This window comes from Microbacterium sufflavum (assembly GCF_023091155.1).
In the GTDB taxonomy this organism is placed as follows: Bacteria; Actinomycetota; Actinomycetes; order Actinomycetales; family Microbacteriaceae; genus Microbacterium; species Microbacterium sufflavum.
In genome coordinates this window covers 1,095,608-1,117,746 of sequence record NZ_JAHWXK010000001.1, presented here as the reverse complement: position 1 = coordinate 1,117,746, position 22,139 = coordinate 1,095,608, and the positions used below count along the sequence as shown (strand labels likewise).

Sequence of the window (22,139 nt, the reverse complement as noted above, 5' to 3'; positions counted from 1 at the left end):
AGGAACACGCATGAAAGAGTCACGACCCGCCGCCCGGCCCGGCATCCGCTTCACCTCGATGCCGCACGCTCTGGGACGCGGCGCCCGCGAGGACATCGTCTGGGAGGCGCTCGAGCGCATCGACGGCAAGCCGACCCCGGACGTCGGCACGATGCAGGCCGCGATGGGCAACGAGGCTGAGATCCGGCTCGTGCACGACACGGTGCGCGCCTACCTCGACGCCCGTGGCGTGCGGGACACGGCCGCCTGGGCTGCGCGCATCGGAGCGGCGGAGTGAGGCCGCTGGGCCCGCGCGCCGCCGGCGCAGCGGTGCTGCAGGTGCGCGGCGAGTACGCACTGCCGGTGACCCCGATGGATCTGCACACGACACCTCCGCGACCGAACGACGGCGGGATCGTGGTGCAACTGCGGTCGTCGGGTCTCGGCGGCAGCTCCTACGTGGTGGCTCCCGCCGGTGCTGTGCCGAGCGCGATCGTGCTGGAGTACGGCGACGGCCGGGAGCGGCACTGGCGTCGTGGACGCGGGAGCTCCGCTGATGTGGTGCCGTATGTGCTGGTGGACGACTCGGGCTCGACCGGGTACGTGACGGAGAACAGTTGCCTCAAGCAACAAAAGTCGTAGACTGAGGGCATGGCGAACGCCCAGAGCATCGCCGACATCCACGTCGCCCTCGTGAACGTGGTGTCGGCGTGGAGCGAGAGCGACGTGCAGGCCCAGGTGGCCGAGAGCGTCGGCGTCGCCCTCGACCCCACCGCCATCCGCGCGGTGTACCTGCTCGGGCTGCACGGGGGAGCGCTGGGGTTCGGTGCCCTCGCCGAGCACGCCTCGATGTCGCGCCCGACCACGTCGAAGCTCGTCGCCCGCATGGCCGCGCAGGGCGTGGTCGACCCGATCCGCACCGGCCGCACGGTCGAGGTGCGCCTCGCACCCGCCGGCGAGCAGGCCTACGCACGCCTGGTCGACGCCGGTCACCGCCTGGTGGCAGACGCCCTCGCCGGCTGGGACGCGGACGAGATCTCCGCGTTCCGGCACCAGCTCACGCGCTTCGTCTTCGCCCTCGCCGGCACGCCGTCGGCACCGTCCATCCAGGAGGAATCATCATGACCCGCACCTACGTCGTCACCGGCTCGGCATCCGGAATCGGAGCCGCCACCACCTCGCTGCTGCGCGCCCAGGGGCACACCGTCATCGGTGTGGACCTCGCCGGCGCCGAAGTGGCGGGCGACCTCTCCACGCACGACGGCCGCATCGCCGCCGCGGAAGCCGCGATCGAAGCCGCGGATGGCAGCATCGACGCCGTGATCGCGTGCGCCGGCATCGCCGCCCCCATCGCGAAGACCATGGCGATCAACTTCTTCGGCGTGACCGAGTTCCTGGAGGCCCTGCGCCCCACGCTCAGCCTGGCCGACACTCCGCGTGCGGCCGTGGTGTCGTCGATGGCGTCGCTGCAGCCGGTGTCCGCCGAGCTCGTCGACGCCGCCCTGGCTGGTGACGAGGCCCGCGCGCTGGAGATCGGCGACCGGCTCGCCGCGACCCCCGAGGGCGGGTTCCTCAACTACTCGTCGAGCAAGCGCGCGGTGTCGCGGTGGGTGCGCCGCGAGTCGGTGACGCCCGCGTGGGCCGGAGCCGGCATCCCCCTCAACGCCGTCGCCCCCGGCACCGTGATCACCGCCATGACCGCCGGTCTGCTCGGGTCGCCCGAGGGCCTGGCGCAGGTGGACGCCGCCGTGCCGATGCCGCTCAACTACCACCAGCCGGCGTCGTCCATCGCAGAACTGCTGGTGTGGCTGACCAGCCCGGCGAACACGCACATGGCCGGTCAGACGATCTACTGCGACGGCGGGGCCGACGCGGTGCTGCGCGGCGACGACATCTGGTCGTGGAACGACGCCCCGCAGAGCTGACGCGACACCGCCGGCGGGAGCCGCGGCCTGACCTAGACTGACCGCATGGGGGAGTTGTGGCGCCGGATGTCGCCGCGCTCCTGGGGTCGACTGTTCTTCGGAGCGCAGGCCCTCGCCGGCGCCGCGTGGTGGATCGCGGTGTTCGTGTGGCCCGGCATCCGCACCGCGACCCTCGGCTCTCTCGACGCGCCGCTCGTCGCGCTGCTCGACATCCCGCTGTTCGTGCTCGGGTCGGCCCTCGCGGCGGCGGGACTGCGCGCCGCGGTGTGGTCGACCACCGGCTGGACGACCCTGGTCGCGGCCGGCATGGCGCTGTACGCCACCGTCACGGGCGCGGCCGGATGGGGCGCGCTGCTCATGGCGGCCGCGGCGCTGGGGTCGATCGGCGCCGCCGTGCTCGTGCTCACCGGCCGGGTTCCGTCCGAGTGGCTGCTGCGGGGGCCGTTCCGGTTCCGGCTCGCGGCGACCGCCCGGCCCGTGGCGCATCTGTCCCGCACGGCCGTGCAGATCCTCGTGTTCTCCGCCGTGTTCCTGGTGGCACTGCCCGCCGTGATCGTCGTCGCCGAGCATCGGTGGGGGCTGCACGTGCCGTTCCCCGTGGCCGTGCGCATCGCCGGTGCGGTGCTGTTCGCGCTCGCGTTCGCGCTGTCGATGTGGTCGGCGGCGTCCATGTCGGTGCAGGGCGAGGGCACACCCCTGCCCTCGGCGATGCCCCGGCGGCTGGTGGTCGCGGGGCCCTACCGCTTCGTGCGCAACCCGATGGCGGTCGGCGGCATCGCGCAGGGCGTGGCGGTCGGCCTGATGGCGGGCTCGTGGCTCGTGGTGCTGTACGCCCTGTGCGGGTCGCTGGTGTGGAACGCGCTCGTGCGACCACTGGAGGAAGCCGACCTTGAGGCGCGGTTCGGTGCCGACTTCCGCGCCTACCGCGACCGCGTGGCCTGCTGGATCCCGCGGCGTCCGCGCATCACCGTCTGACCGATCCCGCGGGGGAACCTCCCGCCCGGGAGCCATGCAGCAACCCGTACGCGCCGAGCACCGGCGAGCGCACTGTGCGGTCGGGGTCGAGCGGCCACGCCTGCTCCGGCACCGCGAGCAGCAGCACCCACCCCGTCCGCTCGGCGGCCGCACCCCACCCGCCCGGCACGGCCCCCCGGCGCATCGCCTCGGCGTAGGCGGGCCCGGGCACCCCGAGGTCGCGCAGCCGCAGGCCGTCGTCGCCGCGGAACTCCACGCCCACCCGCCGCACCGGTGCGACCGGACCGTTGACGGGCGGCTCCAGGGTGCTCCACCCGTGCGCACGCAGCACCTCCGCCACGGTCTCGTCCGCGTCGGGCGGCAGAGACAGCAGCAGGCACGGGGCGCCGTCGCCGCCGACATCGACCACGGCGAACGTGAACGTCAGGCGGGGTAGTCGCTCCGGGCGGCGCCGGGCACGGCGGACCGCGCCGAACCCGACCACGACGGCGAACGCCCCCAGGGCCGCCGGTGTTCCAGCGACGAGGAACGCGACCACGACCACCCCCACGCCGAGGGCCACCCGCACCCCGCGGAGCCTGCCTGCGTCAACGGTCGGTCTGTGCGCCATGCTCCGGGCCGTCTCCCGCGGTGCCGTCCGTGTCCGGAGCCTCCACCGCCGCGTGCGACCCGTGGGCGCTGTCGGCCGCGTGCACCTCAGCCCTGGTGAGCGGCAGCAGCCTGTCCTCGAAGAACCACCGCGACACCGCGGCGCGCAGGTTCTGATGCCACGGAATGCGCCCCTTCGCGTTCGGCCGCACGACCAGCGGCTGATACGACTCCACGTCGATGAGTTTCCAGCGCTCGTACTCGTCGACGGGCTGGTGCACCTCGACGAACTCGCCGCCGGGCAGTCGCACGATGCGACCCGTCTCGAAGCCGTGCAGCACGATCTCGCGGTCCTTCTTCTGCAGCGCCAGGCAGATCCGCTTCGTCAGGACGTACCCGAGCACGGGACCGAGGATCAGCAGCGCCTGGAGTGTGTGGATCACGCCCTCCATCGTGAGCATGAAGTGCGTGGCGATGAGGTCGGACGACGCCGCCGCCCACAGCACCGCATAGAAGAGGACGCCCGCGACACCGATGGCCGTGCGCGTGGCCGCGTTGCGCGGTCGTTCGGCGATGTGGTGCTCGCGCTTGTCGCCCGTGACCCACGCCTCGATGAACGGATAGAACAGCACGGTGAGGATGAACAGCCCCATCACGGCCACCGGCACGATGATGCCGAACGACCAGGTGCGGTCGAACAGCACCACGTCCCAGTTCGGCGGGGCGAGGCGCAGCGCACCGTCCGCGAAGCCGATGTACCAGTCCGGCTGCGTGCCCGCCGAGATGGGCGAGGGGTCGTACGGCCCATACACCCAGAACGGCAGGATCTGGAAGAAGGTGCCCAGCAGCGCGATCACGCCGAACACGAGGAAGAAGAACCCGCCCATCTTCGCCGCGTAGACCGGCATGATCGGGTAGCCCACGACGTTGTCGTTCGTGCGGCCGGGGCCGGCGAACTGCGTGTGCTTGTTCACGATCATCAGGATCAGGTGAAGGGCGATCAGCGCGATGACGAGCATCGGCAGGATCAAGATGTGCAGCGTGTAGAGCCGTCCGATGATGTCGGTGCCGGGGAACTCGCCGCCGAAGAGGAGGAACGAGGTCCAGGTGCCGATCAGGGGCAGGCCCTTGATCATGCCGTCGATGATGCGCAGACCGTTGCCCGAGAGCAGGTCGTCGGGCAGGGAATAACCGGTGAAGCCCTCGGCCATCGCCAGGATGAACAGCACGAAGCCGATCACCCAGTTCAGCTCGCGCGGCTTGCGGAACGCACCGGTGAAGAACACCCGCAGCATGTGCAGGCCGATCCCGGCGACGAACACCAACGCCGCCCAGTGGTGCATCTGCCGCACGAGCAGCCCACCGCGGATGTCGAACGAGATCCGCAGGGCCGAGTCGAACGCGGCCGTCATCTCCATGCCGCGCATCGGGGCGTACGCACCGGTGTAGTGCGTGGGGACCATCGACGCCTGGAAGAAGAACGTGAGGAACGTGCCCGTGATGAACACCACGACGAACGCCCACAGGGCGATCTCGCCCAGCATGAACGACCAGTGGTCGGGGAACACCTTGCGCCCCAGCTCCTTCATCAGTCCGGAGATGCTGGTGCGCTCGTCGAGGTAGTTGGCGGCGGAACCGACGAAACGGCCTCCGAGGGGTCGTCGGGAGGTGTCGTGGTCTGCCTGGTCGCGAGTGCGCGTCGTGGCCATGGGGTCCTCTTCGGGTGGTCAGGTGAGCGGGAGCGGGGGAAGGAGAAGGGGGCGGGCGGGCGTCAGCGGTCGGCCCGGAGCTCGGCGGCCCGGCGGCGCAGGCCGCTCATGCGCCGCTCCAGGGCGCGCAGGCGTAGCCACGCGTCCACGTCGCGCGTCTCGAGCGCCGCGAGATCGCCCTCCGTCAGGGCATGCAGCCGGTCGACCGTCAGATCGTCGTAGCGCACCCCGTGGCGGTATCCGCGTGCGAACGCCCGCGAGATCCCAAGGATGACGAGGAGGATGATCACGCCGATGATGGATCCGAAGAGCGCGTCCACGGAGTCTCCCTTCGCTGTGTGCCGGAGGCACGTCGGCGGGAGAGCGCGGCGCCAAGAGGGTCGCGGTGTGCGGCGAAGCGGAGGCGGGGACGGTTCCACCGGCAAGAAGCGACACGAGACGACCTTCATGGTCAGTCTTGTCGCTTTGCGGGTACTGCGCCCTCGTCCGCAGGTCCGGAACTCGGACCTGCGGCCACCGTAGCAGAGGTCGTGGAGGCCCGGCCAACCCGGGTCGCGCGTGCACAGGTGCTGTTGCGGTTCCGCCGCTACCCTGGGAGTGTCCCCGGTCACCGGGGCGGCGGACGAGGGAGCAGTACCCGCACACGACGACTGACTCATGAGGGAGTCGTCATGTCCAGGGAGAGGCCGACCGGCGAGGAGCCGACCATGAGCCGACCGTCGATCAGGCAGCTGGTCACCCCCGTCGATGTGGTCCGCGTGGGGCTGGGCTGGGGTGCGTTCGGTGCGCTGCTGATCGCCCACCCGTTGCTCGCGCCGCCCGTGCCCGGTCCGCTGCTGGTGGTCGCGCTCGTCGGCATCGTCGCGGTGATCCTGGTGTGCGCGTTCGGCGTGGTGAAGCAGGCGGAGGCCCTCGCGCACCGGCTGGGCGACCCCTATGGCTCGCTCGTGCTCACCCTGTCGATCGTGCTGATCGAGGTGATCCTGATCTCCGCGGTCATGCTCGGTCCCGGCGAGCACGCCACGATCGCCCGCGACTCGGTGATGGCCGTGTCGATGATCATCCTGAACCTCGTGATCGGGCTCGCGCTGCTGCTGGGCGGGCTACGTCACCGCGGGATGGCGCACAACCGCACCGGCACGTCGTCGTACCTGGCGATGCTGGTGGTGCTCGTGGCGCTCGGGATCGCCCTGCCCGGGCTCATCGGCGACGACGGCGCGTACACGGTGGGGCAGGAGATCCCGATCATCGTGCTGACGCTCGCGCTGTACGCGTTCTTCCTGTTCCGGCAGATGGGCGCGCAGGCGGAGGACTTCACGGAGGTCGACAAGCGACGGCGGACCGCGGCTCGTACGGAGGAGCCGCGCCCCGGCATCCGGGAGGTGCTCGCCGCGCATCGCACCGAGGTCGTGACGCGGCTGCTCCTGCTCGTGGTCACGGTGGTGCCGATCGTGCTGCTGTCGCACGACATGGCCGCGCTGCTCGACGACGGTCTCGGCAGGGTCGGGGCGCCCGTGGCCCTCGCGGGGCTCCTGATCGCGGGCATCGTGTTCCTGCCCGAGTCGATCACGGCCGTGCGGGCGGCACTGAACGGTGAGGCGCAGCGCGTCACGAACCTCTGCCACGGCGCGCTCGTGTCGACCGTGGGGCTCACGATCCCCGCGGTGCTGGTGATCGGCATGCTCACGGGGCAGACGGTGGTGCTGGCCGAGTCCCCCGCGAACCTGCTGATGCTCGGCGTCACGCTGCTGCTGTCGGTCACGACCTTCTCCGCGAAGCGCGTGACGGCGATGCACGGCGCCGCACACCTCGCGACCTTCGCCGTGTACGTCCTCATCCTGTTCAGCTGACGGGGGGGGTCGCGGCCGGAAAGAAGTGTGTAAGGAACTCCCCGGAGCGGCAAGGCGCGGTCGGCGGTCGACGGGGACGGCGGCGACACCCGAGATTGGAGGGACACACCCCTTCCTCCACACCCGGACGGTCCGCATGAAGACGAAGCTCCTTGTCACCCTCGCCGCGACGGCGCTGCTCGTGGGGGGATCGCTCGCCCCCGCCCACGCCGACGAGAGTCTCCACCCGGATGTCGTCTACGCGCTCGAGCACGTCCCCGGGGGCGTCGCCGTGGACGCGTACACCGCGGAGTGGCCCGATCTCGGCATGCAACTCACCGTCCCGTCGCCATACCAGCGGGCCGTGGGCAGCTGTGCGACCGGACAGTACTGCGCCTACTCGGAGCCGAACCGCGGCGGAACGCGGTTGAGCTTCAGCGTCTGCTCGATCGTCAGCACCGCCGGCCTCAGCACCGTGCGCTCGATCGCCAACGCCCGCTCCTCCGGGACCGTCCAGGCCCGCAATGCCGCGAGCACGGTGCTGGCGTCGGCGGGCGCGGGGGTCACGGCGAACGTCGTCGGGGCGGTCACGAACCTCCGTTGCCTGTTCTGATCATGCCGCTACCCTGTTCACACCGGATCGCGGCGTGAGGGAGGGGCGCATGTTCCGCTTCACGTTCACGCACCCGCTCGCGCTCGCTGTCGCGGCGCCCGGTTCCGGCGACGCCGCCGGCTTCCTGCGCGTGGCGCCCGGCCGCGTTCGGCCGACGTCGCGCGCGGCCGAGCACGACGGCGCCGGCACGAAGGCGGTGGTGTACCGACAGCTGTTCGACCAGTACTGGCCCCGCATCCACCGCCACCTGGAGTGCTTCATCGACGACGCCGAGGAGGTCGAGGAGCTCACGGCCGAGGTGTTCCTGATCGCCTGGCGCAAACTCGACCCCGCGAGCCCCATGGGATTGCGGTGGTTCCTGCGCACCGCCGACAACAAGCTGCGCGATCGCAGCCGGCGTGCGCGGTCCCGCGACAGGGCCATCGACGCGCTCACGCGCGGGCTCAGCAACCCGGCCGAGCCGCTCGACCCGATGGAGGCACTGGCGCTGCGGCGCGCCCTCCGGTCGCTGAGCGCCAGGGAGCGGCAGGTCGTGGTGCTCACGTACTGGGACGAGCTCAGCGCCGGTGAGGTGGCCGAGGCGCTGCACACCAGCCCCGGAGCCGTGTGGACCACCCTGACGCGGGCACGCACCAAGCTGCGCGCCCAGCTCGAGACGGGACGGGCGCGATGAACATCTCCGACACCGAGCTCGACCGCCTGTTCCGTGCGGCGAACCCGGCGCCGCGGACGACCGACGACAGCGGCCTCACCGCGGCCGAGATCGCGATCCGCGAGGGCATCATCCGCGGCGACTACCGCCCGCAGAGGCGCCGCCGCCGCCCGGCCCTGGTGTGGGCCGGAGTGGTCACGGCGACAGCGGCCGTCGCGGCTGCCACGGTCGTCGCGGTGTCGGTGCTGGTGCCCACGCAACCCGCGGTGGCGCTCACCCCGCCCGCCCTGCACTACACGGCAGCCGGTACCGCGGCGGAGGTGTTCGCCGACGCGGAGCGCACCCTGATGGTCGACGCCGCGGTCGCGCAGGCCCCGGTCGTGCACTCGGTGTCGTGGAACTGGAGCGTCGACCTGGCGGACGAGCACGTCGAGGTCGTGCCCCAGGAGATCACCCTGGAGTGGGGTCCCGGTCAGCCGACCGTCTCGACCATCGTCGCGGGGGAGCCGTACTGGCCCGACGGCGAGCGTCCGGATGGCATCGCCGCGAGCCCGTACGCGCCCGGCGAGCTCATCGACACCGTGGCCCTGTCACCGGAGGAGTTCGCTCTGCCGACCGCGGTCGCCGGACTCTCCGGAAGCTCGCGCGCCGAGCTCGACGCGGCCCTCGGTGCATTCGGGGCCACGTCGGCGTCGTCGTCCGGGGAGCTGCTGGCCGCGATCACCGGCTTGCTGCAGTACTGGACGCTGACGGACGCCCAGCACGCGGCGCTGCTGGAGCTGCTCGACGAGGCAGGGGGCGTGACCGTGCGGGGCGAGACGACCGACCGCCTGGGGCGCGACGTGATCGGCGTGCAGGTGTCCTCGGTGGTGCCCGAGCGGGTGGAGACCGCGTTCATCTCCGTCGAGTCGGGCCGGATCGTCGGTGTGGAGAGCGAGCTCGTGGCGCCGCTGGAGGGTCTGCCGGCCGGCGTGGTGTCGTACACGATGTGGGATGCCGCGCGCTGAGAGGCGGCCGTCGCGACCCTCCGGAGAAGCCGTGTAAGGAACACGGCACTCGTGCAAAAGGGCTTCCCGTGCACGCCCCGATCCGCGCGCACACTGAAAGCTCGCGGTAAGGACATCGGCGTCAGGGCGACGGCAACATCGAGAACAACTCGGGCCTCGTGTACGGCGTCACGTGGGATCCCGCGTCGGCGAAGTTCATCGACCCCTCACCCCTGGAGCGTTCACCCGTGTCGAAACACCTTCGTCTCGGCGGCGCGATGCTGGTGGCGGCTGCGACTCTCGCAGCCGCCACCGGCTGCGTCTCCGACACCCCCGCCGCCGAACAGACGCCGACGGGCAGCGTGGAGAAGAACATCTCCGCGTGGACGCTGCCGCTGGACCCCTACGTCCTGACCGACAAGATGCTCAAGAAGGCCGCCTACGCGGGTGCGCTCGTGATCGCCGAATGCCTGGAGGAGAAGGGCACGCCGCTGCCGGTGCCGTACGTCGACTTCGACAGCGCCTACGAGGGCCGCGAGACCACGCGTTCCGCGCTGACCGAGGAGGTCGCGAGCACGTACGGATACCACCTCCCGCAGGAGGCGCTGCCCCTCGAGGTGCTGCCGTGGGAGGCGTATCGCACCGCCGACCTCGATGCGGCGACCGCCGCGGTGAGCGACGAGTGCTCGGCCGAGCTACAGGGGCGGATCCCCGGGTACTCCTCCGACATGATGAACTTCTCCTCCATGTTCGTCGGGTCGGCGTTCGAGGGCGCCCTGGCCGACCCGGCCGTGAGGGAAGCGGCCGATCGGTGGAACGAGTGCATGGTGCCCCTCGGTGTGGAGGATCTTCCCGCCCTTCCGATCGACATGCCGTCCGACTCGGTGCGGCAACGGTTCACCACGAGCCCCCTCAGCGGAGACGACCCGAGCACGGGCGACATCACGCGTGAGGAGGTGCGGCTCGCGCTGGAGGATGTGGATTGCCGGGAGTCGTCGGGCTTCCAGCAGGCGTTCTACGACGCGCTGTGGGAGCGGGAGGCCGCGTCGTACGAGCAGAACGCGGAGGCCTTCGAGTCGCTGCGGGCGAAGGTCGCCACGGTGTCGGCGGAGATCGACGCGACGATCGCCGAGCTCGCGACGGCGGAGTGACGGCCGGATGGTGAAGGAGGCCGCCGTCCCCCGCCGGTCACGTCGCGTCGTCCTGATCACGGCGTCCGTGCTGGTTGCCGGTGCCCTGTTCGCCGGCGGATGGGCGGCGGCGCTCGTCTTCCGGTCTCCCGCGCAGATCGACGCGGCCGCTCAGCCCCCCGATCCCTCCCTCATCACCGCGACGGTGGTCCGCGGTCAGCTCGCCGATGTGATCAACGCCCAGGGCACCGTCGCCAACGTCGATGAGATCTCCACCGCGGTGCCGACGCCGGACGGCGGCGGGAGCGTGACGCTGTCTCCCGTCACACCGGGGCAGCAGGCCTCGGCGGGGACGCTGCTGCTGGAGGTGAACAACCAACCCCTGTTCGCGATGCCCGGGTCGTTCCCCTTCTTCCGCGACATGAAGACGGGCGACACGGGGCGCGACGTCCTCCAGCTGCAGAACGGCCTGATCGCGGCGGGCTATGCGCTCACGGCGGACGGTGCGTTCGGACGCGCGACCGCGGAGGCGGTGGCCGGACTGTTCCGGGCGAACGGCTACGCGGTGCCCCTGGTCGACCCGGCGGCGGATGCCACGGACGGCGATGCCGCTCCGGTGGTCCCGGCGACGCCGGCTCCTCCGTCCACGAAGGTGGTGTCGGCGCCCGCTGCCGCGTTTCTGGTGGTGCCGCAGCTTCCAGCCGCGGTGCTGGCGATCCCGGCGACCGGCGCGCTGCCCGAGAAGGCGGCCGTGGTGACGTCGTCCGGAGAGACCGTGGTCAAGGCGACGGTCGTCCCGGCGGTCGCCGCTCAACTCGAGGAGGGGATGTCGGCCACGATGCTCGCGGGCTCGACCACGGTCGCGCTCACGCTGCTGCGCATCGTCGAGGTCGAGAACGAGGACGGCGAGAGCTCGTTCGACGTGCTGTTCGCGTACACCGACGCGAGCCAGCGCCCGCAGCAGGCCGGAGCAGAGGGGCTCGTCAGCATCACGCGGGAGATCGTGGCGGAGGAGTCGCTGCTCGTGCCGTCCCGCGCCGTCCTGTCGCGCGGGGAGAGCCGCTACGTGCTCGTCGCGAGGGAGGGCGGGTTCGTCGAGGTCGCGGTCTCTGAGCGGGGGGCTCTGGACGGCACGAGTGCGGTGACGGCGGTCGACGACGGCGAGCTCGACGCGGGCGACGAAGTGCGGGTGCAGTAGTGCCGACGCTGTCGCTCGACCGCGTCTCGCGGGTGTTCCCGACGACGCCGCCGGTCGTGGCGCTCGACGGGGTGGACGTCGTCTTCGCGCAGGGCGAGTACGTGGCCGTGGAGGGCGAGTCCGGCGGGGGGAAGTCGACGCTGCTGGGAATCGTCGGACTCCTGGACCGTCCGTCGTCCGGCCGCTACCTGATCGACGGGGACGATGTGGCGGGGCTCTCCGATCGTGCTGCTGCCGCGGCCCGATCGGACCTGCTCGGCTACATCTTCCAGAGCTTCCATCTGCTCGACCGGCGCACCGTGGTCGAGAACGTCGAGCTGCCGCTGCACTATCGGGCCGTGGACCGCGACGAGCGGCGTGGGCTCGCGCTGCGCGCGCTGCAGGATGTCGGGCTCGGGGAGTTCGCGCAGAGCCGTCCCGGCGTGCTGTCGGGCGGGCAGCGGCAGCGGGTGGCGATCGCGCGGGCGATGGCGGCGCGGACACCGATCCTCCTGGCGGACGAGCCGACGGGAAACCTGGACTCGGAGAACAGTGCCGCGGTGCTCGAGCTGTTCGACGAGGTGCGGCGGTCGGGCACGACCCTGATCGTGGTGACGCATTCCGCTGTGGTCGCCGAGCGGGCGGACCGGCGGGTGCGGGTGGCGGACGGGCGGGTGGTGTCCGATGGGTCGCGGCGTGCACCCGTGGGGGAGGACGGCGCACGCCGCCACCCGCCCGTCAGCGGACCGCATCCCCCGGGCCGCGCCTCGACCGTGCGATTCGGCGACCTCGTTCGCGACGCCTGGCGCAACGTGACGAGTCGCCCTGGTCGCACCCTGGCCCTGGTCGCCGCCCTCGCGGTCCCCCTGGCACTCGCACTGACGACACTGGGGCTGGCGTCGTCCGCGAGCGTGCAGGTGTCGAGCGATTTCGACACCGTCGCCGCACGGGAGGTCGCGGTGCAGGCGCCGGGCGACGGGGTGTCGCCCACGCTGACGACGTCGCTCGACGCTGCGGCGACCGAGCTCACGGAGTTGAACGGGGTCACCTCGGCCGCTGTCGTGGAAGACTCCGGCACCCACGCGGTGCGGGTGGGTGCGCCGCGGCCTGAGGTCGAGACGGGGGTGTTCGCGGCGGCCGGTGATCCGGTCGCCGCGCTGCGGCTCGAGGTCGACTGGGCGGAGGGGGCGGACGCCCTCGGTCCCGGCGAGGTGCTGGTGGGCACGCACCTCGCGGCGAACCTGGGCCTCGGCCCGGTCGAGCGGGCGCCCACCGTGAGCATCGACGGGGAGACGTTCGTGGTGGCCGGGGTCGTGTCGTCGTCGCCACGGCGCACGGATCTGCTGGGCAAGGCGATGATCCTCGCGGCGGCCGACGCGGCAACCCCCGTCGGCTCGGTGTCGGGCTACCTCGTGACGCGTGCGGGTGCTGCCGGCCAGGTCGCGGCGGAGGCCCCGGTGGCGTTGGATGCGTTCCGGCCGGAGCGCTTCGACGTGTCGCAGCCGCCGGCGCCGAGTGCGACCCGCGAGAAGGTGGAGGCCAGCGTCGGCATGAGTCTGGCGGTGCTCACGGCCGTGGCACTGGTCGGCGGCGTGCTGTCGATCGTGCTGGCGACGGTGAGCTCGGTCGCGGAGCGGCGCGCGGAGATCGGACTGCGGCGAGCGCTGGGGGCCAGACGGCTGCACGTGAGTGCGATGCTGGTGGCGGAGTCGATGCTGCTCGGCGTGCTCGGCGGGCTGGTGGGGGTGGTCCTGGGGATGTCGGCGATCCTGGCCGTCACGCTGGCGCGGCAGTGGACGCCGGTGTTCGACGTGCGACTCGCGCTCCTCGCCTTGGGCGGCGGTGTCGCGATCGCCTGTCTGGGCGCGATCGCCGGGGCCGTGCGAGCCGGGGCGGTCCTTCCGAACGCGGCCCTGCGCTCGTGAGCGTGTGCCCGAGTCCGCGACGCTCTCAGTGTTGCGTTCGCGGGTGCGTCGCCCGCTGCATCACCCGCGCGCGCATCGAAGGCGGCGATCACCGCGATCATGTCCTGTCCGCCCAGCCCCGCCCGATTGGCCTCGTCGAACAGGTCGCGGCTCGCGTGGATGAGGGGGTGCGCGGTCCCGGCGGCGATGAAGCCCACGGTGCGTGTGTCCATCCCCGCCTCCTCTCAGGTCAGCCGGTCGGCGCAGTGGACCATTTGTTGCGTTCCGCATGAAGAGTTCGCGCTGGCTAACGGCCCTTCACATAGTGGCCGAGCCGCCCTTCACGAACCAGGAAGAAGCCGAACGCCGTTCCCGTAAGCGTGCCCACGGAGAAGGAAAGCGCGATCTCCGCGGATCGGAGCGCCAGGCTGGGCAGCTCAGTGGGCGCGGTGATCGTCGCCGTAAGGAATCCCGCCATCCATGCCGCCGCGACAGCGGGCAGCGACCAGGCCACGCTCTCGATGAGGTGCTGAAGGTAGAGAGTTCCACGGCTCGCGCCAGCGTGCAGATTGGATGCGATCTCTACGCGACGGAACCAGACGGCCATGGCCGACAAGACGAAGCCGACCAGCGCTGCAAGGTAAGGCGCGTACCGGGTGATCCGAGACTCGTACTCGGTGGACCCAGCGAACGTGAGACCGTACTTCGTGTTCAGCTGAGAGACGATGGGTTGCTCGCTGGCCGCGGCGCCAGCTGCCGCAGGCGTGACGGAGGTGAGAAGCAGCTGTCGGAGGTCAGACCGTTGCGGCCAGGACAGCACCCAGCACTCGTCGAATGCCCCATCGCTTGCGCTGGTCGGCGACAGCACCGCCCAGCCGAAGCCCGCGCGGCGACCGTCCGGCGGGTACGGGTAGGTGCCGCGGACAGGCGTGGGAGCGCCCGCCGTCAGAGGCAGAGCAGTCGACCCGAGATTCGAGGCGACATCCGTGCTGACATAGACTCCAGAGCCGCCGTCCTCCGCTCCAAGTACCCGTGCGAACGCAGGGGTCGTCGTATACAGGTCGAGCGGCTCGCCAGGTAGGGTTCCGGCTGTCACCTTGCCTTCCGGGCGCATCGCGCCGGCGGCGAGAACGTTCGGGGTGTCGGCGAGCGCATCGCAGGATGCTCCGTTGATACGTCCGGGGAGCGCCAGAGTCATCACGGCCGCGCCGGAGCCGCGATACTCGATCGCGTCGTCCACCGTCCGCGAGATGGTGAGGACGTCGGAGAGAACGGCGACGGTCAGGGCCAGAGTTGAGATAAAGAACAGCGCCCCGAGGCGGGACGTGCCTGAGGTGAGGTTGCGGATGATCTCCCGAAGCAGCGCGTGTGCTCTCATTCGGCGAAGGCCCTCGGCGAGTACTGGGCGAGGTCAAGGTTGATGTCGCAGGCATCCCGCGTCTCCTCATCGTGTGTTGCGACGATGACGATGGTGCGGGAGGACGCGACGTTCGAGAGGACAGCGTTTACGACATGGGCGGTTGCGCGATCCAGCTGCGCGGTCGGTTCATCGACGAGGAGAAGGTCCGGTGATGAAGCCGCCGCCCGCGCCAGCATCAGTCGTTGCGCCTCGCCACCCGAGAGGTGGCGAAACTGTCTGTCGCGGACATCGTGCAAGTTGAATCGCCCGAGGAGCTCGAGGGCGCTCTCATCCGCCTCATCGGCGCGCATGCCGGAAGCGATGAACGGGAACGCGACGTGGTCGATCGCGGTTCGTTTCGCCACGCCGTAGGGGTTCTGGAAGACCCAACTGGTCGAGTCCACGCCGTCCATGCTCACGTGGCCGGCCGCTGGCGCGGTCCACCCCGCGAGGATCGCCATCAGCGTGCTCTTCCCCGACCCGGATGCACCGGTCAGCGCGTAGATGTGCCCCGGCGTGAACGTGTACGACAGCCCCCGGAACAGCCACGCATCACGCGAGTACGCGTGTCCCAGGTCCGACACCTCTACCCGCATGTCGGCCGTTTGCCGGGTTGCGCATCGACCGAGGCGGGCGATTCGTCTGCCGAGAAGACGACGAAGGAGTTGCCGAATTCCGACCCGACCACCGTGACGACCAACGGATCGTTGTCGACGAACACGCAGGAGGAGCCCGTGGAATCCGTCATGACAGCAGTTGCGGGGATGGCCGCGACCTGAACAGGTGTCTGCAGAACCACCGTGCCTTTGAGGGTCAGCGACGTTGCCTCCGGGGATGCGCTTGCCGCTTCCCGGAAAGCATCGGTGTTGCGGACGGCGTCGCTGGTCACCTCGGGCGGCAGTTCGCCCGCATCGCCCAGCGCTACCGGCTCCGGGAGGAGATCCAGATACCGTGCGCCGGGAAGCCGGCCTTCGGGGAGCGACACCGCAGAGATGACGACCCCGGAGTCGACCGTGGCGAGTGAGCCGCCCGGCGCCACGGAGCCACTCAACTGCGCGTCACATTTCTCCACCGTCACGGCGGGAGAGGGGAGCCAGACGACGAGGTCTCGTGTCAGAGCCCCGTCGAGCTCGACGCCGACGGTCTTCGCGAGCGTGGTCAGCGTTCTCATCTCGTCGCGCGAGAGTGCGGAGTCGACGTTGGCAGGTTGCCCCAGACGAACGAGTTCCTCTTCGAGCGCCCGCACGTCCTGTCCTTTGTCTCCGGGAACGAGATCCCGCCACAGGGGTACAGAGGTCGAGAGGCTGAGCAGGTTGACGCCATCGACCGCCACAGACGACGTTGCCGAGCTCAAGGTCGTCCCCCGGGTACACGCCCACGACGTCACGGTTCCGGGGCGGTTCACCGCGATACTCATCGGCGGCAAGATCTCCGCCGTGAGTTCGACGCTTCGCGGATCATCGAACTCCTGCATCGTCACGGCGATGGTGGAGAGTTCGTCCTCACCCTTCAATGTGCCCGGGGTGTTCGCGGTCAGAAGCGAATAGGCCAGGCCGATGCCGAGCGCCGCGCCCACGACGAGCGTGCACCCGACGATCGTCAAGCTCGAGGAGACGGAACCTCTCATTTGTTGAAGGAGAAGTCCGCGTTGCACGCTTCGAAGATCGCGAAGCCGTGTTCATCGGTGAAGGGGAACGCCAGGTTCGGGGCGTCCTCGAGGTACTGCTCCTCCGTGTAGGACGCGGGAACAGCCTTGTTGCGGATCAGGCACTCGGTGAGCAGCTGGGTCGCGGGAACGTTCTCCGGGTTGGACGTCTGGGAACGATAGAGGTACCCGACCCAGGCCTCGCCGCTTTCCTCTTCACACCCGCCCATTCTCTGATTGGCGATCTCGCCATCCATCCCACCAGCGTTCACCTCGTAGCTCCCGTTGGCCTTGTACTCCGTCAGGGAGATGCCGTTGTCGTCGAGGCACGTCTCAAGCGTTTTCAGTACCTGCGACCATTCCTGGTCCGTGATCTGCTCATCCTCGAGGATCGCCTTTACGTCGTCTGTCTTGCTCTTCTTCCACGCCTCTTGGTACTCGGCGGCGAAGTTTCCTTGAAAAGCCGGCACCCCTGCGGTGCTTTCCGCCTCGGTTGAACTCGATGAGTCGGGTGCCTCTCCCGCACTGCACCCTGTCATGAGCGCCATCAGCACGCTCGCCGTCATCACGAGCCGAAGCGAGCGGGACTTCATTCTCATCACATACCTCTTTACTGGGCGCCGGTCGTGGTTTCGGCTATGCGGTGGCCGCCGAACGGCCCCCGCAATACATCGCAGTCGCGAGGAGTCTCACACGACTACCTGACTGTTCGGATCGGACCGACGTGGATGTCGTCGGTCCGATCCTTGTGAGTTCAGCGAACACGACACGGTCGTGGCGGTGGGCTGAGAGACCGTGGCGGGCTGCGTCAGCTCAGTACGTGAACCAGTAGGCCTCGTTGCCGAACGCGGTTCCGGGCTGCCATGCGCGGGCCCAGATTCCGCCGTTCTGGTCTGAAGACCGAACGATGGAACCCGTGCTGTTCTTCACGCTCGACCGATGCTTCTTGGAGGCGTGGTAGTAGCTGCTGTCGTTGCCACGGTTCGACCCGTTCAGGTTCTCGTGCACGCCGTACCAGTGCTTGCCTCCGCCAGCAGCCGCTCCTTCCACCTTGGAGCTTGCGGCCCAGCCGTAGCCCAGGTCGTGGGCGCTCGCGGACACGGTTCCTCCGGCCACGATGCCGACTGCCAGCAGACCCGCCAGCAAGGATGCAGTGCGCTTCTTCATCGAAATAACCAATCTGTCATCACACACGGATGGCGATTTACCCCCCGGTCAGAGAACGGTCCCGCATGGCCACGCCGAAGTCTCGCGTAGCTCAGCTTCTCGCCTCGTGTGACGACTCTCCCAGGATTGGTGTCTTCCGCGGTCGGCACCGCTGGCCCCTTTTTGGGTGCTGCGACGAGTTCCTTACGAACCTTGTTGCACACCGGATCCATGTCGGTGGCGCCCGACAAGGCACGGTGAGCTCGCATAAACGTCGAAAGAGCCGGTCAAGAACAATGCCTGACCGGCTCTTTCACTCGCTGTGCGCGAGGGGGGACTTGAACCCCCACGTCCATACGGACACTGGCACCTGAAGCCAGCGCGTCTACCATTCCGCCACTCGCGCGAGTGTCTCGTTCCGAAGAACTCAACTTCCCGAGGATATCACGCGTTTTCGGTCGCGTTGCACACGCCCCGGGGGGCCGCGGCGGCGTTCCCCCAGGTCACCTGGCTACGATGTCCCTACCGGTCGGCATGCCAGAGGAGCCCAGTGGGACTACTTGACAGCTTTGAGAAGGGTCTCGAGCGCGCAGTGAACAGCGCGTTCGCGAAGACCTTCCGCAGCGGCATACAGCCGGTGGAGATCGCCTCGGCTCTGCGCCGCGAGGCCGACACGAAGGCCGCGGTCGTCAGCCGCGACCGCATCCTCACCCCCAACAACTACGTGGTGCGGTTGAGCCCCGACGACGCCGACCGCATGCGTGGTCTCGGCGGCGCCCTCACCGACGAGTTGCACGCACTGCTCACGACGCACGCGAAGTCCCAGGGCTACAGCTTCGCCGGGCCGCTGTCGCTCACGCTCGAAGCCGACGAGAAGGTCGCGACGGGCACGGTGCGCGTCAACTCCGGCACGGTCGAGGGCCGCGTCGACTGGCAGGCCGTGGTCGACGTCGACGGCCGCCGCCACGCGCTCACCCGGGCTCGCACGGTGATCGGCCGAGGGTCCGACGCCGACATCACGATCGCCGACGCGGGCTCGAGCCGCAAGCACGCGGAGATCCTGTGGGACGGCGAGCGCGCCATGCTCCGCGACATGGGCTCCACGAACGGCACGAAGGTGAACGGCCAGAAGCTGCGCGAGGCCGCGCTGCCCTCCGACACCACGATCACGATCGGCCGCACCGACCTGGTGTTCCGCATCGTCCCCGTCGCCGCCCCCTCGCGCCCCCCGCGCCCGGGCGACGACGCGACCAGGGCGTTCGGAGCCTTCTGATGAGTGAACTCGTCCTGCTCCTGCTCCGCATCGGCTTCCTCGTCCTGCTGTGGTTCTTCGTGTTCGGTGTCGTGTACTCCCTGCGCGCCGACCTGTTCGGGGTCAAGGCGCGCAAGCTGCCCGCCGAGGCCGCCGCCGGCGCTCCGGTCGCCGCCGCGCCGGCCGCCCCCGCGAAGCCCTCCTCGTCGTCGCGCCCGTCGTCCGGCCCCGCGACCGTGGCGACCGCGAAGCGTCTGGTCATCACGTCGGGGCCGAAGGCGGGGCTGGAGCTTCCGCTCGGCGCCGACTCGATGACGATCGGCCGCTCCAGCGAGTCCGCCCTCGTCATCCGCGACGATTACACCTCCAGCCACCACGCCCGCCTCCTCCTGCGCGGGGACACGTGGGCGATCCAGGACCTCGACTCCACGAACGGCACCTTCGTCGCCGGGCAGCGCGTGACCGGGGGACCGGTCGCCCTCAGCCTCGGCACCCCCGTCAAGGTGGGCGCCACGACGTTCGAGCTGAGGGCCTGACGCCGGCATGGTCTTCGAGGGCTCGAGCGTCGCGATCTCCCACACCGGGAAGGTCCGCTCCAACAACCAGGACTCCGGGTACTCCGGGGCGAACCTGTTCGTCGTCGCCGACGGCATGGGCGGTCACGCCGGTGGAGACGTCGCCTCGAGCATCGCGATCCAGCGCCTGGAGCCCCTGGACCAGCCCTACTCCTCGACGGAGGATGCGCAGGCCGCGCTGCAGGCCGCCGCGACGACCGCCGCGGGCGACCTGATCCGTGCGGCGAAGGACCGACCGGAGCTCGCGGGCCTCGGCACCACGCTCAGCGCGATCATCATGGTCGACGAGTACGCGGTGATCGGGCACATCGGCGACTCGCGCATCTATCTCTACCGTGACGACGCGCTCACGCAGATCACGGCCGACCACACGTTCGTGCAGCGCCTGGTCGACTCCGGTCGCATCACGCCGGAGGAGGCCCGCTACCACCCTCGCCGCTCGGTGCTCATGCGGGTGCTCAGCGACATGGACTCCGACCCCGAGCTCGACATGTTCGTCATGCACACGCAGCCCGGCGACCGGTGGCTGCTGTGCTCCGACGGGCTGTCCGGTGTGGTCGACGAGGCGCGGATCCTCAAGGCCATGCAGCTGGGGCTCGCCCCGGGCCGCACGGCCGACAACCTCCTCAAGCAGGCGCTCGACGGGGGCGCGCCCGACAACGTCACGATCGTGCTGGTCGACGTGGGCGGGCAGCATCCCATCCACTCGGGCACCGCGACGATCGTCGGCGCCGCCTCCAACCCGTCCGGTGTGTACGTGCCGCCGGTGCGCGCACCGCGCAGCAACTGGCTGCACCCGGTGCGTCAGGCCGCGAACGAGCCGAGCCACTTCGAGCCGGCGCCCGAGTACCTGGAGGAGCTGATCGAGGAGGACCGGCGCCGTGCCAAACGCCGCCGCCTCGGCTGGATCGCCGGAGTGCTCGTGGTGATCGCGATGCTGGCCTTCGCGGCCTTCGCCGCCTACAGCTGGACGCAGACGCGGTACTTCATCGGCGCCGACGACGACAGCGTGGTGATCTTCCAGGGCGTGCAGCAGAACATCGGCCCGATCACGCTGTCCACCCCGGTGGAGGACACCGACATCCTCCTCGCCGACCTGCCGCCGTATCAGCGGGCCTCGGTCGAGCGCACGATCTCGGCCCGCTCGCTGTCCGACGCGATGGCTATCGTCGACCGGCTGCGCACGGGCGCCGAGGCGAACGTGATCGAGCAGACCCCGCTGCCCACGCCGGCGCCCACCCCGAGCGACACTCCGGCGGGGGGTGACGGATGAGCACCGACGTGCAGGCCGACACCACCGTCATCAAGGCCCTGCGGCGCCTGCGCATGCCGCAGACGCAGCGCAACCGGGAGTTCTGGCTGCTCCTGTTCGCGTGCGCCATCAGCGGCGCCGCGCTGACCCTCGTGCAGCTGGGCGCCCTGGGCGTGATCGACCCGATGATCCTGGCGATCGGCGGCGGTCTGGCCGTGCTGGCGTTCGCCCTGCACATCGTGCTGCGCTTCGTGGCGTCCGACGCCGACCCCTTCGTGCTGCCGATCGCGACCCTGCTGACCGGGCTGGGCGTGGCGATGATCTACCGGATCGACATCGCGTTCAAGAACACCGGGTGGGACGCCTACTCCACCAAGCAGCTGGCGTGGACGGCGATCTCCCTCGCCGGTGCCATCGCGGTCGTGATCCTGCTGCGCAACTATCGTGTGCTCTTCCGGTACACGTACATCTTCGGCCTCGCGGGCATCCTGCTCCTGCTGCTGCCGTTCGTCCCCGGGCTGCGCATCGCCGACGCGAACGCGCAGGTGTGGGTGTCGCTCGGCGGCATCTTCGCGTTCCAGCCGGGCGAGCTCGCGAAGATCTGCCTGGCGATCTTCTTCGCCGGCTACCTCGTGCGCACGCGCGAGAGCCTCACGTCGGTCGGCAAGCGCGTGCTCGGCATCACGTGGCCGCGCATGCGGGAGCTGGGCCCGGTGCTGGTCGTGTGGGCCATCTCGCTGGGGATCATCGTGTTCCAGCGCGACCTCGGCACGGGAACGCTGATCTTCGGCATGTTCGTCGCGATGCTGTACGTCGCCACCGGCAAGACCAGCTGGGTGCTGATCGGGCTGGGACTCGTGGTCGCCGGTGTCGCCGTCGCCACGCAGATCCTCAGCTACGTGCGCGGCCGCTTCATCAACTGGCTCTTCCTGTTCGACTCGTCGCAGGTCGACCCCGACGTGGCCGGATACCAGCCGATGCAGGGCCTCTTCGGTCTCGCCCGCGGCGGCCTCATCGGAACCGGATGGGGCCAGGGACGCCCCGAGATCACGCCGCTCGCGCACAGCGACTACATCATCACGAGCCTCGGGGAGGAGCTCGGGCTGATCGGGCTGTTCGCGATCCTGTGCCTGTACATGGTGTTCGTGAGCCGCGGTGTGCGGATCGGTCTCGCGGGTCAGGACGACTTCGGCAAGCTGCTGGCGACGGGACTGTCGTTCACGATCGCGCTGCAGGTGTTCATCATGGTCGGCGGTGTCACCCGACTGATCCCGCTGACGGGTCTGACCACGCCGTTCCTCGCGGCCGGCGGCTCCTCGCTCGTCGCGAACTGGCTCATCGTGGCGCTGCTGCTGCGCATCTCCGACGGCGTGCGCCGTCAGCCCAGGGTGGTGATCGGCTGA

Annotated in this window: 24 protein-coding genes, 1 tRNA gene and 1 riboswitch; of the genes, 16 read left to right on the top strand and 9 right to left on the bottom strand. The window is 70.1% G+C overall.

Annotated features, from left to right (window positions below; all coding sequences use genetic code 11):
• Window positions 1-10: 10 nt before the first annotated feature.
• From KZC56_RS05555 to KZC56_RS05535, 5 genes are read left to right on the top strand one after another with little or no spacing between them, the layout of a single operon-like run.
• Window positions 11-277, top strand: a complete 267-nt coding sequence (locus tag KZC56_RS05555; protein ID WP_136036216.1) for a hypothetical protein — start codon at window positions 11-13, stop codon at window positions 275-277.
• On the top strand, window positions 274-621 hold the full coding sequence (locus KZC56_RS05550; protein ID WP_247638052.1) for a hypothetical protein: 348 nt from the start codon (window positions 274-276) through the stop codon (window positions 619-621). Before KZC56_RS05555 ends, KZC56_RS05550 begins: the two co-directional genes overlap by 4 nt.
• A gap of 9 nt (window positions 622-630) precedes the next feature.
• Entirely contained in the window at window positions 631-1,104 is a 474-nt protein-coding gene (locus tag KZC56_RS05545; RefSeq protein WP_136036218.1) for a MarR family winged helix-turn-helix transcriptional regulator, read from the top strand.
• A complete protein-coding gene (locus KZC56_RS05540; protein ID WP_136044313.1) occupies window positions 1,101-1,904 on the top strand; it encodes an SDR family oxidoreductase in 804 nt (267 codons plus the stop codon). Before KZC56_RS05545 ends, KZC56_RS05540 begins: the two co-directional genes overlap by 4 nt.
• A gap of 45 nt (window positions 1,905-1,949) precedes the next feature.
• The gene (locus KZC56_RS05535) at window positions 1,950-2,879 is read left to right on the top strand and encodes a methyltransferase family protein (protein WP_247638051.1); all 930 of its coding nucleotides are present in this window, start codon (window positions 1,950-1,952) and stop codon (window positions 2,877-2,879) included.
• Here KZC56_RS05535 and KZC56_RS05530 read toward each other — a convergent pair.
• From KZC56_RS05530 to KZC56_RS05520, 3 genes are all read right to left on the bottom strand, one after another.
• Window positions 2,869-3,447, bottom strand: a complete 579-nt coding sequence (locus KZC56_RS05530; RefSeq protein ID WP_247638050.1) for a hypothetical protein — start codon at window positions 3,445-3,447, stop codon at window positions 2,869-2,871. The two genes, KZC56_RS05535 and KZC56_RS05530, sit on opposite strands and share 11 nt — an antisense overlap.
• A gap of 19 nt (window positions 3,448-3,466) precedes the next feature.
• Window positions 3,467-5,176 carry a cytochrome bc1 complex cytochrome b subunit gene (gene qcrB / locus KZC56_RS05525; RefSeq protein WP_247638049.1) on the bottom strand — a complete coding sequence of 570 codons (1,710 nt, stop codon included), beginning with the start codon at window positions 5,174-5,176 and terminating at the stop codon, window positions 3,467-3,469.
• 62 nt (window positions 5,177-5,238) lie between these two features.
• The gene (locus KZC56_RS05520; protein ID WP_136035609.1) at window positions 5,239-5,496 is read right to left on the bottom strand and encodes a hypothetical protein; all 258 of its coding nucleotides are present in this window, start codon (window positions 5,494-5,496) and stop codon (window positions 5,239-5,241) included.
• A gap of 127 nt (window positions 5,497-5,623) precedes the next feature.
• A riboswitch (guanidine-III (ykkC-III) riboswitch) is annotated at window positions 5,624-5,688 on the bottom strand.
• Between the two features lie 195 nt (window positions 5,689-5,883).
• On the opposite strand from KZC56_RS05520, the gene KZC56_RS05515 reads away from it, so the two are divergent.
• The 7 genes from KZC56_RS05515 to KZC56_RS05485 all read left to right on the top strand — a co-directional run bounded on the left by KZC56_RS05515 (window position 5,884) and on the right by KZC56_RS05485 (window position 13,488).
• Window positions 5,884-7,026 carry a calcium:cation antiporter gene (locus KZC56_RS05515; RefSeq protein ID WP_247638048.1) on the top strand — a complete coding sequence of 381 codons (1,143 nt, stop codon included), beginning with the start codon at window positions 5,884-5,886 and terminating at the stop codon, window positions 7,024-7,026.
• A 136-nt stretch (window positions 7,027-7,162) separates the two neighbouring features.
• Window positions 7,163-7,618, top strand: a complete 456-nt coding sequence (locus KZC56_RS05510) for a peptidase inhibitor family I36 protein (RefSeq protein ID WP_136035611.1) — start codon at window positions 7,163-7,165, stop codon at window positions 7,616-7,618.
• A 49-nt stretch (window positions 7,619-7,667) separates the two neighbouring features.
• The gene (locus KZC56_RS05505; RefSeq protein WP_168443064.1) at window positions 7,668-8,291 is read left to right on the top strand and encodes an RNA polymerase sigma factor; all 624 of its coding nucleotides are present in this window, start codon (window positions 7,668-7,670) and stop codon (window positions 8,289-8,291) included.
• Window positions 8,288-9,277, top strand: coding sequence for a hypothetical protein (locus KZC56_RS05500; RefSeq protein WP_136035613.1), 990 nt, complete (start codon window positions 8,288-8,290; stop codon window positions 9,275-9,277). Before KZC56_RS05505 ends, KZC56_RS05500 begins: the two co-directional genes overlap by 4 nt.
• A 227-nt stretch (window positions 9,278-9,504) precedes the next feature.
• On the top strand, window positions 9,505-10,407 hold the full coding sequence (locus KZC56_RS05495) for a hypothetical protein (protein WP_168387128.1): 903 nt from the start codon (window positions 9,505-9,507) through the stop codon (window positions 10,405-10,407).
• A gap of 7 nt (window positions 10,408-10,414) precedes the next feature.
• On the top strand, window positions 10,415-11,584 hold the full coding sequence (locus KZC56_RS05490) for a peptidoglycan-binding domain-containing protein (RefSeq protein ID WP_168443065.1): 1,170 nt from the start codon (window positions 10,415-10,417) through the stop codon (window positions 11,582-11,584).
• Window positions 11,584-13,488 carry an ABC transporter ATP-binding protein/permease gene (locus tag KZC56_RS05485; protein ID WP_247638047.1) on the top strand — a complete coding sequence of 635 codons (1,905 nt, stop codon included), beginning with the start codon at window positions 11,584-11,586 and terminating at the stop codon, window positions 13,486-13,488. The genes KZC56_RS05490 and KZC56_RS05485 overlap by 1 nt, the downstream gene beginning before the upstream one ends.
• 286 nt (window positions 13,489-13,774) lie before the next feature.
• On the opposite strand, the gene KZC56_RS05480 is transcribed toward KZC56_RS05485, so the two are convergent.
• From KZC56_RS05480 to KZC56_RS05455, 6 genes are all read right to left on the bottom strand, one after another.
• A complete protein-coding gene (locus KZC56_RS05480; RefSeq protein WP_136035618.1) occupies window positions 13,775-14,845 on the bottom strand; it encodes a hypothetical protein in 1,071 nt (356 codons plus the stop codon).
• The gene (locus tag KZC56_RS05475; protein ID WP_136033269.1) at window positions 14,842-15,462 is read right to left on the bottom strand and encodes an ATP-binding cassette domain-containing protein; all 621 of its coding nucleotides are present in this window, start codon (window positions 15,460-15,462) and stop codon (window positions 14,842-14,844) included. The genes KZC56_RS05480 and KZC56_RS05475 overlap by 4 nt, the downstream gene beginning before the upstream one ends.
• Window positions 15,453-16,469, bottom strand: a complete 1,017-nt coding sequence (locus KZC56_RS05470) for a hypothetical protein (RefSeq protein ID WP_136033267.1) — start codon at window positions 16,467-16,469, stop codon at window positions 15,453-15,455. Before KZC56_RS05470 ends, KZC56_RS05475 begins: the two co-directional genes overlap by 10 nt.
• A gap of 20 nt (window positions 16,470-16,489) precedes the next feature.
• Window positions 16,490-17,110, bottom strand: coding sequence for a hypothetical protein (locus KZC56_RS05465; protein ID WP_136033265.1), 621 nt, complete (start codon window positions 17,108-17,110; stop codon window positions 16,490-16,492).
• A 214-nt stretch (window positions 17,111-17,324) separates the two neighbouring features.
• The gene (locus KZC56_RS05460; protein WP_136033263.1) at window positions 17,325-17,678 is read right to left on the bottom strand and encodes a lactococcin 972 family bacteriocin; all 354 of its coding nucleotides are present in this window, start codon (window positions 17,676-17,678) and stop codon (window positions 17,325-17,327) included.
• Between the two features lie 302 nt (window positions 17,679-17,980).
• Window positions 17,981-18,063: transfer RNA gene (locus KZC56_RS05455), tRNA-Leu, on the bottom strand.
• 144 nt (window positions 18,064-18,207) lie between these two features.
• Here KZC56_RS05455 and KZC56_RS05450 point away from each other — a divergent pair.
• From KZC56_RS05450 to KZC56_RS05435, 4 genes are read left to right on the top strand one after another with little or no spacing between them, the layout of a single operon-like run.
• Window positions 18,208-18,930, top strand: coding sequence for an FHA domain-containing protein (locus KZC56_RS05450; RefSeq protein WP_136035625.1), 723 nt, complete (start codon window positions 18,208-18,210; stop codon window positions 18,928-18,930).
• Complete coding sequence (locus KZC56_RS05445; RefSeq protein WP_136033230.1) at window positions 18,930-19,445, top strand: FHA domain-containing protein FhaB/FipA; 516 nt, start codon at window positions 18,930-18,932, stop codon at window positions 19,443-19,445. Before KZC56_RS05450 ends, KZC56_RS05445 begins: the two co-directional genes overlap by 1 nt.
• A gap of 7 nt (window positions 19,446-19,452) precedes the next feature.
• Complete coding sequence (locus tag KZC56_RS05440; protein ID WP_136033227.1) at window positions 19,453-20,757, top strand: PP2C family protein-serine/threonine phosphatase; 1,305 nt, start codon at window positions 19,453-19,455, stop codon at window positions 20,755-20,757.
• A complete protein-coding gene (locus KZC56_RS05435) occupies window positions 20,754-22,139 on the top strand; it encodes an FtsW/RodA/SpoVE family cell cycle protein (RefSeq protein WP_136033224.1) in 1,386 nt (461 codons plus the stop codon). Before KZC56_RS05440 ends, KZC56_RS05435 begins: the two co-directional genes overlap by 4 nt.